Annotated in this window: 14 protein-coding genes and 8 tRNA genes; all 22 read right to left on the reverse strand. The window is 32.3% G+C overall.

The annotated features are described in order from the left end of the window. Positions 1-83 precede the first annotated feature (83 nt). Positions 84-160: transfer RNA gene (locus RWY47_RS09775), tRNA-Met, on the reverse strand. An 8-nt stretch (positions 161-168) separates the two neighbouring features. Then, positions 169-244 (reverse strand) — tRNA-Phe (locus tag RWY47_RS09780). Between the two features lie 5 nt (positions 245-249). Next, positions 250-326, reverse strand: a tRNA-Ile gene (locus RWY47_RS09785). A gap of 5 nt (positions 327-331) precedes the next feature. Further along, positions 332-408 (reverse strand) — tRNA-Pro (locus RWY47_RS09790). A 29-nt stretch (positions 409-437) separates the two neighbouring features. Further along, a tRNA-Trp gene (locus RWY47_RS09795) sits at positions 438-513 on the reverse strand. Positions 514-524: 11 nt separating this feature from the next. Next, a tRNA-Ile gene (locus RWY47_RS09800) sits at positions 525-601 on the reverse strand. 7 nt (positions 602-608) lie between these two features. Further along, positions 609-685, reverse strand: a tRNA-Pro gene (locus RWY47_RS09805). An 8-nt stretch (positions 686-693) separates the two neighbouring features. Continuing rightward, positions 694-785 (reverse strand) — tRNA-Ser (locus tag RWY47_RS09810). A 112-nt stretch (positions 786-897) separates the two neighbouring features. Beyond that, entirely contained in the window at positions 898-1,185 is a 288-nt protein-coding gene (locus RWY47_RS09815; RefSeq protein ID WP_021431748.1) for a hypothetical protein, read from the reverse strand. A 12-nt stretch (positions 1,186-1,197) separates the two neighbouring features. Beyond that, the gene (locus RWY47_RS09820) at positions 1,198-1,614 is read right to left on the reverse strand and encodes a DUF3842 family protein (RefSeq protein WP_035116889.1); all 417 of its coding nucleotides are present in this window, start codon (positions 1,612-1,614) and stop codon (positions 1,198-1,200) included. A gap of 45 nt (positions 1,615-1,659) precedes the next feature. Continuing rightward, positions 1,660-1,851, reverse strand: coding sequence for a CooT family nickel-binding protein (locus RWY47_RS09825; RefSeq protein ID WP_021428376.1), 192 nt, complete (start codon positions 1,849-1,851; stop codon positions 1,660-1,662). A 163-nt stretch (positions 1,852-2,014) separates the two neighbouring features. Further along, the gene (locus tag RWY47_RS09830) at positions 2,015-2,830 is read right to left on the reverse strand and encodes a lipoate--protein ligase family protein (protein ID WP_150841932.1); all 816 of its coding nucleotides are present in this window, start codon (positions 2,828-2,830) and stop codon (positions 2,015-2,017) included. After that, positions 2,812-3,789, reverse strand: a complete 978-nt coding sequence (locus tag RWY47_RS09835; RefSeq protein ID WP_142730552.1) for a radical SAM protein — start codon at positions 3,787-3,789, stop codon at positions 2,812-2,814. The genes RWY47_RS09830 and RWY47_RS09835 overlap by 19 nt, the downstream gene beginning before the upstream one ends. Beyond that, a complete protein-coding gene (locus RWY47_RS09840; RefSeq protein ID WP_046824279.1) occupies positions 3,786-4,652 on the reverse strand; it encodes a radical SAM protein in 867 nt (288 codons plus the stop codon). Before RWY47_RS09840 ends, RWY47_RS09835 begins: the two co-directional genes overlap by 4 nt. Before the next feature lie 4 nt (positions 4,653-4,656). After that, complete coding sequence (gene acsV / locus RWY47_RS09845; RefSeq protein WP_142730553.1) at positions 4,657-6,585, reverse strand: corrinoid activation/regeneration protein AcsV; 1,929 nt, start codon at positions 6,583-6,585, stop codon at positions 4,657-4,659. A 171-nt stretch (positions 6,586-6,756) separates the two neighbouring features. Further along, positions 6,757-7,134, reverse strand: a complete 378-nt coding sequence (gene gcvH / locus RWY47_RS09850) for a glycine cleavage system protein GcvH (protein WP_021428363.1) — start codon at positions 7,132-7,134, stop codon at positions 6,757-6,759. A 31-nt stretch (positions 7,135-7,165) separates the two neighbouring features. After that, complete coding sequence (acsB, locus tag RWY47_RS09855) at positions 7,166-9,301, reverse strand: acetyl-CoA decarbonylase/synthase complex subunit alpha/beta (protein ID WP_021428397.1); 2,136 nt, start codon at positions 9,299-9,301, stop codon at positions 7,166-7,168. 47 nt (positions 9,302-9,348) lie between these two features. Then, complete coding sequence (gene acsE, locus RWY47_RS09860) at positions 9,349-10,161, reverse strand: carbon monoxide dehydrogenase/acetyl-CoA synthase methytransferase subunit (RefSeq protein WP_021428390.1); 813 nt, start codon at positions 10,159-10,161, stop codon at positions 9,349-9,351. A gap of 37 nt (positions 10,162-10,198) precedes the next feature. Then, positions 10,199-11,569: an acetyl-CoA decarbonylase/synthase complex subunit gamma gene (acsC, locus tag RWY47_RS09865; RefSeq protein ID WP_224170647.1), complete on the reverse strand. Its 1,371-nt coding sequence runs from the start codon at positions 11,567-11,569 to the stop codon at positions 10,199-10,201. A 28-nt stretch (positions 11,570-11,597) separates the two neighbouring features. After that, positions 11,598-12,542 carry an acetyl-CoA decarbonylase/synthase complex subunit delta gene (acsD, locus tag RWY47_RS09870; RefSeq protein ID WP_035116905.1) on the reverse strand — a complete coding sequence of 315 codons (945 nt, stop codon included), beginning with the start codon at positions 12,540-12,542 and terminating at the stop codon, positions 11,598-11,600. Between the two features lie 18 nt (positions 12,543-12,560). Then, a complete protein-coding gene (locus RWY47_RS09875; protein ID WP_021431739.1) occupies positions 12,561-13,331 on the reverse strand; it encodes an ATP-binding protein in 771 nt (256 codons plus the stop codon). 45 nt (positions 13,332-13,376) lie between these two features. Next, the gene (lpdA, locus tag RWY47_RS09880; RefSeq protein ID WP_224170646.1) at positions 13,377-14,771 is read right to left on the reverse strand and encodes a dihydrolipoyl dehydrogenase; all 1,395 of its coding nucleotides are present in this window, start codon (positions 14,769-14,771) and stop codon (positions 13,377-13,379) included. Between the last annotated feature and the right edge of the window lie 16 nt (positions 14,772-14,787).

Here is a 14,787-nt window from a genome sequence, read left to right on the forward strand (position 1 = left end):
TAATTCTTTAAAAAAGAATTTTTATAATTAACCTACTGTTTAATTTTCAAAGTTCTTAAATATGTTTAAGTATATTTCTTAGATGGTAGCGGTAACAGGAGTCGAACCTGTGACCTTTCGGGTATGAACCGAACGCTCTAGCCAACTAAGCTATACCGCCACATATATTGGTGCCCAGAGGCGGAATCGAACCACCGACACGGGGATTTTCAGTCCCCTGCTCTACCGACTGAGCTATCTGGGCATTTCTGGTGGGCCTAGCTGGACTCGAACCAGCGACCTCACGCTTATCAGGCGTGCGCTCTAACCACCTGAGCTATAGGCCCCCAATTGGTCGAGGTGGAGGGACTCGAACCCCCGGCCCCATGGTCCCAAACCACGTGCGCTACCAAACTGCGCTACACCTCGATATAATCTTATTTATATAATTGTTTTAGTGGCAGGGGTGGAGGGACTCGAACCCCCGGCGCACGGTTTTGGAGACCGACGCTCTACCAACTGAGCTACACCCCTATGCATTTTTTTGGTGGACCTTCAGGGACTCGAACCCCGGACCTACCGGTTATGAGCCGGGCGCTCTAACCAACTGAGCTAAAGGTCCACTTTATTGGTCGAGGTGGAGGGACTCGAACCCCCGGCCCCATGGTCCCAAACCACGTGCGCTACCAAACTGCGCTACACCTCGACAATTACTGGCGGAGAAGGAGGGATTCGAACCCTCGCACCGGTTAACCCAGCCTAATCCCTTAGCAGGGGATCCTCTTGAGCCACTTGAGTACTTCTCCGTATTCATTTTTACTATACTATGATTATATAAGTTTTTTTTTTTGATGTCAACGTTTTTTACAATTTTTTTTGATTTGACATAAAAATAAGGAGATTAACTCCTTATTTTACTTACATATTCTTTTTAGCTTCTAATAGCATTTCATTTGATTTTTTTAAGTAATCAATTGCTTGTTCAATATTTTTAGCAGTTTCTTCTTTTCCCATTTCTCTAGCTTTTTCTGCCCACTCTCTAAATCCTTCTTCATGTGATTCATTGTGATTTACCCAATGAACAAGAAGGATATTAAGAGTTTTTTCATCTTTATTTTCAGCTACAGCTGCACCTGAATGTTCTATATGCTCATGATCATGGTCGTGACCATGGTGGTTTCTTACACTAGTTTTATTAAATAGCATTTATAATCCCCCTTATTTTATATTAAATTCTTTTTTTATCACTTTCACTGCATCCTTTATCAACAGTGATAATGGTTTTCCTTCTAATCCCACCATTTCTACATCTTCTGGCATTATAGGAAGTAATATTTTTAAAGCTTCACTATCCGATATTGCTTCACTAATTCTAGCGGTTACTTCACCCATCATTGCATTTGGTATAACTGCAGATACTGGCGCAACTACTATACTAGCTTTTTTTGTTGAAACTATTATAGCGTTCTCTCCTGTAGCACCTTTATTAGCGTGTGCTTTCATCATTGAACTTGTTGCTATTGAGTTTGTCCCTAGTGCGTATATTTCTATGTACGATGGAAGTTCATCTCTAAGAGTTGATACAACTTGAGCTCCTATTCCGCCTCCCATTCCATCTATAACTGCTATTATCATATTTTCTTCCCCTCAATTACATTTTTATGTAAATTAAAATTTGATTTATACTGATTCTTTGATTATTATTTTATGATCCATAAGTCTTATTTCTTTTATTTCCCCATCGATTATTTTTTGCTCTCCTAGTAAATCTGTTAAATATACTTTTCCTTCGTATGGGTCTACACTAACCACATTATCCATTACTCTTTCAAGATTGTTGTTTTTTAACACATAAGCTGCTGATTCACACATAACATAATCCCCCTTAGTATATTAATTTTATACTCAATCAAAAAAAAGATTCCTCCAAGGTATTTCAAAACCCTTAAAGAAATCTTCATGATTTCAAATAACTTTGTATATTTTGAGTATAACACCAAATTTTGGTTAAAGTCAATTCCTTTACTTATATAAATTATCTTTTATTTGTGTACTCATCTGAAGAATATTTACTATATAAACCCTTGGCTAAATCTAGTTCATAATCCGTTAGCTCTTCCTCTTCAAACTCAACATTAAAAGTCTTTGCCATTCCTCTTACAATGGATTTTTCGAGGCTGTTTATATCTATCTTTCTTCCTATTTCATTTTCAATACCACTTGCCTTGCTTAACGTAAATTTCTTTGCTCTTTCTTTTATTTCTGGAGATTTGGTTTTTATAATTTCATACAAATCATCTATATTGAAATCCAATACAATAGACCCGTGTTGTAATATAACTCCATCATGCCTATGTTGCGCGCTTCCTACAACTTTTTTATCATTTATAGTTATTTCATATGAAGCATGAGCATTAAAACACGCAGCTGAAAGCTTCTCTCTACTAATTCTTTCTCCCTTGCTTAAATTATCAACCCCTATACCTTCAAGCTTTAAGCCATTTGCTATTCCTTCACTTATAAACTTATATGAACTATTTATACTCTTATCCATCAGTTCATTGTCTTCTCCTACAATTATAGAATAAGTTAACTCATTTTGATGTAATACGGCTCTTCCACCTGTAGCTCTTCTTACACAGTCTATATTTAACTCTTTACATTTTTTTATATCTACTTCACTTTCAAGCTTTTGAAAATATCCTATAGTTAAACAACTAGGATTCCAAGAATAAAATCTTAGTGTAGGCTTACATTTTCCTTCCTTATATGAAATAGTAATAGCTTCGTCTATCGCCATATTCATTGCGCCATCATAAGTTTTGTTTTTTATTACTCTCCACTTTTGCATAATTTTACTTCCCCTATATCTAAGTTAATTTCTTTAATCGCTAGTTTAATTTCTTCTTTACTTAACTTTCTTGAATAATTATATATTGTATGTCCTGGTCTCTCATTATAATATGGTCTATTGCAATTCTTACATCCTTTTATTTCAAATGGCTTTCCTTTTAATATATCCATCTTTATATATTCATCTATCTCTATTTCTTCTAGGTACCCATCTAATCCAAATTTAAAGTAATCTCCATTATATCCTTTATCCATCATATACGTCATAAGTTGAACCCTTCTATAACTCTCTATACTAGGTTGACTTACATCTTCCATTTTAGTTCCCTTTACAGGTGTAAATGCAAATAAACTAATTGTTATATTGTAACCTTTCAGAGTTTTATATAAATCATATATATCTTTGTGGCTTTCTCCTAATCCTACGATTATATGCGTACTAATTCTATTTGGATATATAAGCCCTGCTTCTTTTATAAAATCTATTTTTTTATCAAAATTAGTTCCTTTTATCTTCTCATATAATTCCTTATTTGCAGCATCTATAGCTATACCTATTTTTTCAACTCCTAGATCAAAGAATTTTTCAATTTCATCCATATCTTCTAACTTGGCTGATAAAGATATCGGTATATTTAAATTAGAATTGACATATTTAATAAATTTTCTTACTTCGTTAAGAGATTCTTCACTATCCATTGATTGTAAGCATATTCTTTTTATATTTTCGCCTTCATAGCTTTTAAATGCATCTAAAATTTCTTCTTTTGTATATTCTGGCCATAAAACTCTAGACAGTTTATCTTTTCTACTATTACTTTCAATGGATTGTGAACAAAATGAACATCGATTATTACACTGATTTCCTATCATTATATAAGCAGTAGTAGGAGGTATGTCGCTTTGGCCTCTTTTTATACCAAGTTCTATTGCAGTTCCAATAGACAATCTAATCATAATATGCAACACTCCTTACTCTCTTTAATATCTAACTTCATTTCAAGTGCTAAGTTTTTACATGATCTTGACGGTAATACAATTTTATTTATTCCACATTCTATCGCTAATTTATCTAAATCACTTCTATATTTGCCCCTGGGCCTCATACATCCTAAATTTATTTTAGTTTTTGGAAGTCTTATTCTCGCTTCACATAATACATCTATAACTTCATCTAAATTAGGTGGCTCTACATTTTCATACTCAGTATTTTTTGTAGGTATCAAAACTATAAAAGTTAATTGATCTGGCTGGTTTTTTTCAAGATAGTCTATAATCTCATATTCTCCTTTTACCTTTCCACCCTTTAGTCCTATGCATATATGTGGAGCTACCTTTGTATATCTTTTTATATATTCATATGTAGCTATGTATTCTTCTCTGCTTTTATTAATTTTATATACTTCTTTTATAGTATCCTCATCAAATACAAGGTCAAATGATACATAATCTAAAAAATTGCAGACCAAATCTATATTTTCTTTATTCATAAGTCCTATATGTGAATTTAATTTATAGCCCTTTTGTTTTAAATTTTTTATAGTTTCTATATGACTATCTATAGGAACATCTCCATCTTGGCTGCATCCACCACTTAATAATATACTAGTTATATTTCTCTTTTTTATATCTTTTTCATATTCAGCTATAGGTGTCATGTTTTTTAAATAATGACCATTGCAATGAGCACATCCTAGACTACAGTTTGTATCTGTTATACTCACTGCTAAGGTTTGGGTTGGATATGCAAACTCAATATCATTTCCAAAGTTTTTAACTTTTGTATCATATGCTAAATTAATTTTTCGATTTAAATTCATAGATTTATTCTCCTAATATATTTTTAACTGAAGGAAATTGTTCTATATTTGTATGAGGTAAAAAACAAGCAGATATAAATTCATCCATATATGTAGGATATACGCTTAATTCTACATATGTTAATTGATCTCCTATTTCTTCTAACTTATCTTTCGCATCATTACTTATTAAGGTTAAGTAAGAACCTATAAGAGAGCTATTCCCTATATAGTCAAATTTATCTCTATCTATATCTGGTAATAAACCTATCATAATAGAATTTTCTATATCTAAGCTATTTCCAATACCTCCTGCAATTAAAACTTTATCTATTACACTAAAATCCATGCCCAAGCTTTCTATAAGTATAGATGCCCCTGAATATATAGCCCCTTTTGCTCTTATAAAATTATCTATATCTACTTCATTTACCGATATATCATTTTCTATATTGTACTCTTCCTTAAATGCAAGCACATACTCTCCTATATCATGTTCATTAAATCTTATACGTTTATTTTTTAATTCTTTGTTAATCTTACCTCTTCTATCAACAATTCCGCTTATCATCATTTTACATATAATATCTATTATTCCTGAACCACAAACTCCAACTGGATTGCAATCTCCAATAATTTTCAATTTAGGATTTAAAGTGTTTTTATCTATATCAACTTTCTCTATAGCTCCATTTGAAGCTCTCATACCACAACTTATTCCTCCACCTTCAAATGCGGGCCCTGCTGAGCATGCACAAGTCATCATATAGTCTTTATTTCCAAACACAATCTCTCCATTAGTTCCTAAGTCTATAAACAATACATTTTCTTCACTAGCCCATATTCCAGCAGATAATACCCCTGCTGTTATATCTCCACCAACATAACTAGCTACAGATGGTGCTAGATATACAGTAGCATCTTTATTTATATTTAATCCTATATCATGAGCACTTAAATTTGGAGATTTTACAAATGGAGGTATATAAGGTTCTTGTCTTAAAAAATCCGCATGTACTCCTAAAAATAAGCTACTCATTGTCGTATTCCCTGCAACTACAAAATAGCTTATATACTCTTTATCAATTTCATTTTTATTACATACCTTTTCTATTAGTGGATTTATAGTTTCTTCTACTATTGCATGTTGTAGAAGTTTAATTCCATCCTTTTTAGTTGAATATATTATCCTATTTATTACATCTGCTCCATATTTAATTTGCGCATTTCCTGATGACTCTTTTCCTATAATCTCATTATTTTTTAAATTAACTAAACAAACTACAACTGATGTAGTTCCTATATCAACAGCTATTCCATAAAATTCATCTTCTGTATTTCCAGTATTAATATCTATCAAATAAACAATGTTATTTTTAAGTTCATAAGTTATAGTTACCTTAAAATTATTATCTCTAATTACTAAAGGTATCTTCCTAAGTAAATTCAAACTAAACTCTATATTTTCATATCCAAAATTATTTCTAATATGTCTTTGAATTCTATCTATATCGCTTATATTATCATCTAAATTTGGCTCATCTAACTCTATATATTTTTTAAATATTTTTTTATTGAAATCTAATGAATTGTCCTTTAATATATTGATTGCTTTATCAAATATTTTTTTATCTTTATTATTATCGCTACCTTCAATTTTCATTTCATTCATAGATGTTGAAAGTTTTGAAGGAACTTCTATTTCTATATCTTCAATAACCTTACTTGCACACGAAAGAATATATCCTTGCTTTTTTTCTTCTTCATTTATGTGTATATTCATTTTAGAATCTACTTTACCATTTTTTAGTTTTACTTTACACTTTCCACATACCATACTTCCATTGCAAGGAGCATCGATAAATATATCATTTTCTCTAAGAACATCTAGTAAATTATCCTCTTTGTTACATTCAATCTCTTTTTTATGAGACAATATTTTTACTTTAACCATGCTAATCCCCCTTATTTAAAGTCACTAAGTTACAAAGTTATCCCCTAAATATATATTCTATGTAAACAATCATATTACCTTGATTTTTGTTTTATTTTTATCAAATTTTAAAATCAAAAAAGCTGTTCCAAGATCAATTGATTTTACAATTTCACTTGAAACAGCTTTTTGTTATTCCTCTATACTAGCTTCATATCCATCAGAGTTTATTAAACTATCTAACTCTTCTGGATCTGACATTTTTATTTTTATTATCCATGCATCATAAGCATCTTCATTTATAGCTTCTGGCTCATCTTCTAAATCCTCATTTATTTGTACAACTTCTCCAGATATAGGAGCTATTAAATCAGAAGCAACTTTTGATGATTCCACAACTCCAAAGTCACTACCTTTAGTTAATTCATCTTCTACTTCAGGCATCTCAACAAATAATATTTCACCTAATTGATCTTGAGCATAATCTGTTATTCCTATATAAGCATATTCTCCATCTACTTTTACCCATGTATGCTCTTTACAGTATTTTAAACTTGGTATAACTTTCATTGTTTCACTCCTCAAATTTTATAAGATAATATTACATCACACATTCCATGCTTAAAGCTGGATGACCTTTTTCTTCTAGGTATGCTAATACACCTTCAGAATCTGTAGATATAGTTTCATCACAAATCATATCTGTGAAGTTTTCTATTCCATGTAATTCCATCATTGCAGCATTTAACTTCTCTGCAACATAGTCTTTTAATTCTTTAGGCATCCATACTATTCTAGATGGTCCGCCTTCTGCATAAGCAAATTTCTTAGAAGATATAAATTGTCTTCCGTGACCCATAAATCCTGGAGTTTGAACTCCTCCACCTGTCATTGAAGCAAGTTCTCCAAATGTCATACCAACAGGAGTCATTCCTGCAAATTCTCTATTTACTATAACAAATCCGTTAGCTTCTGGCATTATACCACATATACATTCAAAACATCCACATGAAGTCATTGGATCTTCTAATATAGAGTATAATGTAACACTTTCAACCGCACCTTGAGATATAGCACTTACTTCATCATTTACTGATTGCCATACACCTTTTAAGTCATCTAAGCATTCACCTTTTATTATAGGTTGGCATGGTCCTGTTTTATCAAGCTCTTTTGTTGCTTTTGCATCTAGCCAACTAACAGCTCCACAAAGACCTAGCCTTTCAGGTGTTACAACACAAACATGTGCAGGTGCAAATGACTGACATAAATTACAAGTATAGAATTCATCAACACTTTCATCTACTAAAGAAGCTAATCTTTCATCTCTAGCAGTATATCTAGGAGTTGCATACTCTGATTTTAATTTAGCTACTTCTTCTGCATCTGTTATTAAAGTAACTTGACACTTATCAACTACTGATTCAAACTCATCTAGCATCTTAGCATATATAACTTCTCCTATATGGTTTAATCTGAATCCTTTTTCAACAGCATCTTTAGAGATTCTTACCCAAGTTATATCTCTTTGCCCAACATGCATTACACCTTCTATATAGTTTAAGAAGTAGTGTAATCTTCTTTCTAAAACTGGTTCAAAGTCTTCTTGCATATTCTTACCAGCTATATCAACTATAACTGCAAGAGGCAATCTTACAACTCCATTTACAGCTTCAACTTGATCTATATCACTACCTATAATTTCTATCTTGTGATCCTCAACTTCAGATAGCTCTTTCTTTCTAACTAACTCCCAAGCTTCTGTTCTGTTTCCACCAAATTCAGCAAGCATATCATTTTTTCTTATTCTTTCACCTTCAAATGCTGCTGCAAAAGAAACTGGTATTGGTATTTCAGTTATTTTTATTTTTATTCCTCTAGCTTCTAGAGATGTTGCTACAAACTTATCGTAATCTTTTTGAGTTAATAAGTTCATTGGAACTTCTAACACATCTTGATCTGTTATAACTGGGAACCCTAAAGCTATTGCTCCTGCTCCACAAGACACAACTAAATCAGTCAATGGTCCAAATGCATTTACAAATGCTGGAACTCTCTTAGCTGTATATTCTAGTAATCCAGTTAAATCTCCAGGAGCTAATCCTCCAAATATTAGTGCTGCTCTTATAGCAACTGACACAACATGTATTACGCTTGTTACATCATATCCTAGAGGTATAACTCTAAGCTCTAGACCCATTTTCACTCCAGCCTCAATAGCCTGATCTATAACTTTACCAACTAAGAATGTCAATAATCCTTTAGATTGATAGTCTTTTATTATCTTAGCTGCAGTTTCTGCATCTGGACATTCTCCAAGTACAACCGCAACCCCTGGTATATCTCCTGTAACTAATGGTACTCCAAGAGATCTTATTATAGGGTCTGTTATATGCCCTGCACATGGCTCACTATATGGAGCATCACTCATTGAGTATTTTATAGCTTCTATTACTTCTGCTGCTAAAGCTGTTGCTAATCCTGAATTAAATACATGTTCTAATAAATGAGTTTTATTTATTAAACTTTCAATAATTTCTAGTGCAGCTTCTAAATCTCCTAAATTATTAATTTTCTTTCCTGTTGCAGCATATATGCAAGGAAGCGAATATGCCGTATCTGGGAATTCAACTTTATGGTCTTTACCATGTTTTTCTATAGCTTCATTAAGCAATCCTTTTGCAGCTTCTAATGCCTGCTCGGATCCATTAAAAACAGTACTGTACAAATTTTTCACTCTATTTCCCCCTTTTATATCTATACTATATATAAAATAAATACTTACTATACGTTATATGCAAATCCACCTTCATTTAATTCTAAATATGAGTCTGCATAAAGACTAGAATTTCTTATTATGTCACAAGATTTTATAGTTCTCATTAATTCTTCATCACATGGGTTTACTATAGCAGAGCTAAATCCATTTGCCATAGCCATAGCTGCGAATGCACTATCTAATATAGGTCTTACATGTTTAGGACATCCATTTGAAACATTTGATAACCCTCCAGTTGTTAAAAGTCCCATTTCAGTCATCATTTTTATAGCTTCTAAAACTTCCATTTGTTTGTCTTGCATTCCTTTTATAACTAAGCATAGTGGATCAAATAACATATCTTCTGGTTCTAGTCCTGCCATTAATCCTCTTTCTAATAATTCTTGGCAGTATGCCATACGCTCATCATTATCTCTAGGTATACCTTCTTTAGCACATAAAGCTATAACTTTAGCTTGGTATTCTCCTGCTAAATCTATTAACTCTATTCTTCCACCCGCATCAGCTGAATTTATTATAGGTTTACCATTCTCTCTGTTATAAACTTTAAGTCCGGCTTCTATAGCGTTTCTATTTGCAGTATCTAAAGCTAATGGTACATTGTTAAATTCTGATTGAAGTAGTTGAACACCCCAAGTCATTATATCTGCTCCATCTCTTTCAGCTGGCCCTATGTTGAAGTCTATGTAATGAGCTCCAGCGTCTAATTGTTCTTTAGCTCTTTTTAGTATTGGAGCTGGGTCTCTCTCTTCTAAAGCTTTTCTTATTGATGGCGATATACAGTGTATTCTTTCTCCTATTATCATAAATTTTTCCATGTGATTTGTTCCCCCTATTAAATATAGTTTATTGAATTTAAGCCATAGCAGTTTCTTTATTGGCTTTATATTCTCTTAAGAATTTTGGTAATTCCATTGATTCCTCTGTTCCAATTACTACATTCCATCCTGGTAAATTATCTTCTATATCTCCTTTTAATACTGCTACTTTACCCGGTATTATTAAATCTCTATTCTTAGTTTTTTCAGCTACTCCTATTTCTTTTATAAAGTTAGCTATAGAACTTCCTCCAAACTTACCTGCCGCCCATGCAGTTAAAACTGAATATCCTCCTGCATCTGGTATTGCTAACCAGACAGGTACTTTAGATCTTTCTATCTCTCCTGCGATTATGAAGTAAGTTAGTGCAAAGTCAACTGTAACTAAAACTGGTGAATTTTCATCTGGATTATTTATAGGATATAATTTAGTTTCTACTCTCATTGGTCTTTGTGGATCTGTGTATATATTTTGTCTAAGTGCAAATAAAGGTAAAGCTTTTGCATAATTTATATCATCTAATACTATTATAGATCCATATTTAACCGTGAATATTGAAGATATAGCAACTTCCATGTTAGGATCATTTTTAGCTAATTTATTTGCAAATACTAATGATGGGTATCCAAATGTTCTATCTTGTTCTTTTAAAGATATTCTTCTTATTTGAACTACATTTGTAAATGTGTCTTTCATTGTTTCTCCAGTTGCATCTAATAACAGTTCTTTATACCCTAAAGCTTGTATAGCTTCTGTTGTAGAATATAATTCTTCTAAATTAGATGCATTTACACCTAATACTAACTTATCATTTTTAACTACTTCAACCATCTCTTTGTAGTTATCTTTATTTGCTCCATAAACTACTGGGTTTTCACCTTTTAATAATTCTATAGCTTCCTTAGCTACTTGAGCATCTTCACATATTATCATGTATGCTAAAGCTAAATTACTTTGTTTAACTTTATTTATTAAATTTAAATATGATTCTTTATTTGAAGTGTATCTTAAAGCCGCTATCTCTACTTTCATTTCTTCGCCTATTCTTATGTAGTTTACAGCTTTTATATTTTCTAATTTAGAATTCATTTCATCTTCTGGCATGCAGTCACAAAATTCTACCGCAAATCTATTTTTATTTAAGAAAGTTTTTTCATGTCTAAATAATACAGTTTCTCCACCTAAGTCATATTGAGCTTCTCCTGCTCCAATTTTTAAACTTTTCATAAGTGGAGCAGTAGCTTCTGATAATTTATCTAAAGCTTCCTGAGCCATATGAGGGCATTTTCCTATTTCACACGCCCCTGATGCAACCTTCATACAAAACGCCATACAAGTTGGAAAACCACAATCCTTACAATTTTTCTTTGGTGTTAATTTAAATATATCTAAAGCTTTTAAAGCCATATTATTCTCCCCCTAACCTTTTAACTTATTATGCTAATTCGCTAATTAAAGTTTTTATAGTTTCTACAGATTTTGGATGACGAAGCACTACTGCATTTGATCCTCCAGCTAAAGCACTTGATGCTGTTGAAATTTCCATAGATATTCCTCTTGCTTCTGGGCAACCCCATGCTGGTTCATCTTCTATACTTGCAACAGACTCTTTTACATTCCAACTTTCAAAGCAAACCGGTGTTATTATTGGCATTTGTAATGTTTTATCATTTTGACCAAGTGCCGCAAGTCTAATTCTATCCATTGTAGATGCAACATATTCATATCCATATCCAGCTGCTGAACATCCAACGTTCATAACTATATTTTCTTGCTTAACCCCTAATTGAGTTAGTAAAACATTTAATTGTTTAGCTAAGTTTATATCAACTGAAGATTCAGCTCCTACTTTATGACCATAAGCCATTCCAGCTGCAGCCCCTACTCCTTTATAGTTTTCTTCTGTAGCTGACATAAATAAGCAATTATATCCATCTACAGCTTGAGCTACTTTTTCAAATACCTTTGCATCTTTTTCATGATTTCCACATCCTGCTATTACGATTGGCAATGATACATTTTCTAAAACTTTCTTAGCAACTTCTGCACATTCTTCAGGAGTTTTATCTAATCCATTAGGATCTGCACCCTCTAATCTTAAGCATATAAAATCAGGTTCTATTTTTTCTTCTATATACTTAGCCCATTTAACACTATCATTAGCTACATCTTCATATAAGTTTTTAATTTCACTAGTCCAGTTTTCTGGATATACATCTAGCATTTCTACACCAATTTTTTGTGTATTTGCTTGATCTCCATCAAAGTTATAAAAAGGAAGTATATTTTCTCCTCCTATTTTTATAGCTCTTTCCCCTGAACCTATTTCAACCTCTGATATTTTCCCAGAGTATTTTTGAACAGACATCTTAAATGCCATATTTTTTTCCCCCTTAGTCTAATTTAATTCTAATTTAGATATAATATCTTTAATAGCGATTTTTGACTTAGCATCTTCAGGTAAATTTATTAAAGGTATACCTGAAGAATCATATTCATATATCATATCATCTAAAGGTACAACACCTAAAAGATCTAATTTATGTTTCTCTATTTCCTCTTTTACACCATCATTTAAAATTCCATTTGGAACCTTATTTACTACTAACTGCATATCTCCTACATTTAAGTTTAACTCTCTAGCTAAATCTCTTATTCTTGCAACTGCTTGAATACTACGTCTTGAACAGTCACTAACTAAAAGTAATTTATCTATATGTTTAGTAGTTTTTCTACTTAAATGTTCCATACCAGCTTCATTATCTATAACTAGGTAATCGTAACTATCTGAAAGTTTATCTGTTTGCTCTCTTAAAATTCCATTTACATAACAATAGCAACCTTCGCCTTCAGACCTTCCCATAACTATCAAATCATATCCTGGTCCTTCTGCTACAGAAGTGTTCAGTCTATATTGTAAGTATTGAGCTTTAGTCATGCCTCCTGGAAATGCATTACCTTGTTTTTCTCTTTGGTTTATTTCTTCTCTTATTTGACCTAATGTTACATCTATATCTAATCCTAGTACTTCATTTATATTAGCATTTGCATCTGCATCAACTACTAATATTGGCCCCTTATTTTCTTTTACTAAGCAGTTTATTAGAAGACCTGTAAGACTCGTCTTTCCAGTTCCCCCTTTACCTGCTACTGCAATATTAAATCCCATAAGATTTCCCCCTTTGTTTGTCTAAATAGAACTTATTTATTCTACTTATGCTTTTGCTAATTTAGGAACTGCATGCACACATTCACCATGAACATCATGAAGTGCTTCCATTATTCCTTCTGATAATGTAGGATGTGCATGTATAACATCCCCTACTTCTTCAACTGTTAATCCTAAGTGAACTGCTAAAGATAGTTCTGTTAATAAATCAGTTGCATGAGGTCCTACTATAGACGCTCCTATTATTTTGTCATTTTCATCTGCTAATATTTTAATGAAACCTTGGAAATGTCCTATTGCCTGAGCTTTTCCTAGTGCTCTAAAATCGAATTGTCCTGTATTATACTCTATACCATTTTCTTGAAGCTCTTTTTCAGTTTTCCCTACTCCTGCAACTTCTGGTTCAGTATATACACATCTTGGAACTGCTGCATAATTTACAGTCTTTGAATTGCCACAAACAGCATTTTGTGCTGCTACTAATCCTTCCTTTGATGCTACATGCGCTAAAAATGGTGTGTTTATTATATCACCAATTGCATATATACCTTTAACATTAGTTTCTAAATTTTCATTCACTATAACCTTGCCTCTCTCTAGTTGTATTCCTATATCTTCTATTCCCGAATTATCAAGATAAGGTTTTCTTCCTATAGATAGTAAGGCTTTTTCAGCTTTAACTTCTTTACCATTAGACAGAGTTGCTACGACCTCATCGTCAACTATTTCACATTTTTCGATCTTAACCCCTGTCATCACCTTAATTTTATCTTTTTTAAATTGCCTTTGCAACTGTTTAGCAACATCTTTATCTTCAAGTGGAAGTAATTGATCAAACATTTCTACAATAGTTACTTCCGTCCCTAAAGCTCTAAAAAATTGACCAAATTCACACCCTATAACTCCTCCGCCAACGATTAGCAATGACTTAGGAACATCCTTTAGATTTAACGCTTCATCACTAGTTATAATCTTATCTCCATCATAAGGAAACATCGGTAGTATAACTGGCTGAGATCCATTTGCAAGTATTATTTTATCAGCCTCTACTAATTCTTTACTTCCATCTTCTTTATTAACTTCTATTTTATTTGTATCTACTAATTTTCCAAATCCATTAACTAGTTTAATTCCTCTTTTTTCAAATAAAAATTCTATTCCGCTAATTAATTGACTTACTACTTTATTTTTTCTATTCATTATGTCATCAAAGTTGGCTTCTACTTCTCCATTTATATGTATTCCAAAATCTTTAGCTTCTTTTATAGATGATATCAATGATGATGATGCTAATAATGCTTTTGTCGGTATACATCCTACGTTTAAGCAAGTTCCTCCAACTTTTCTTTTTTCTATAACTGTAACTTCAGCCCCAAGCATAGCAGCTTTTATAGCAGCTACATAACCACCTGGTCCTCCTCCGATTACTGCTACTTTCATTTCTCAATCCCCCTAT

This window comes from Paraclostridium sp. MRS3W1 (assembly GCF_032465715.1).
Lineage (GTDB): Bacteria > Bacillota > Clostridia > Peptostreptococcales > Peptostreptococcaceae > Paraclostridium > Paraclostridium dentum.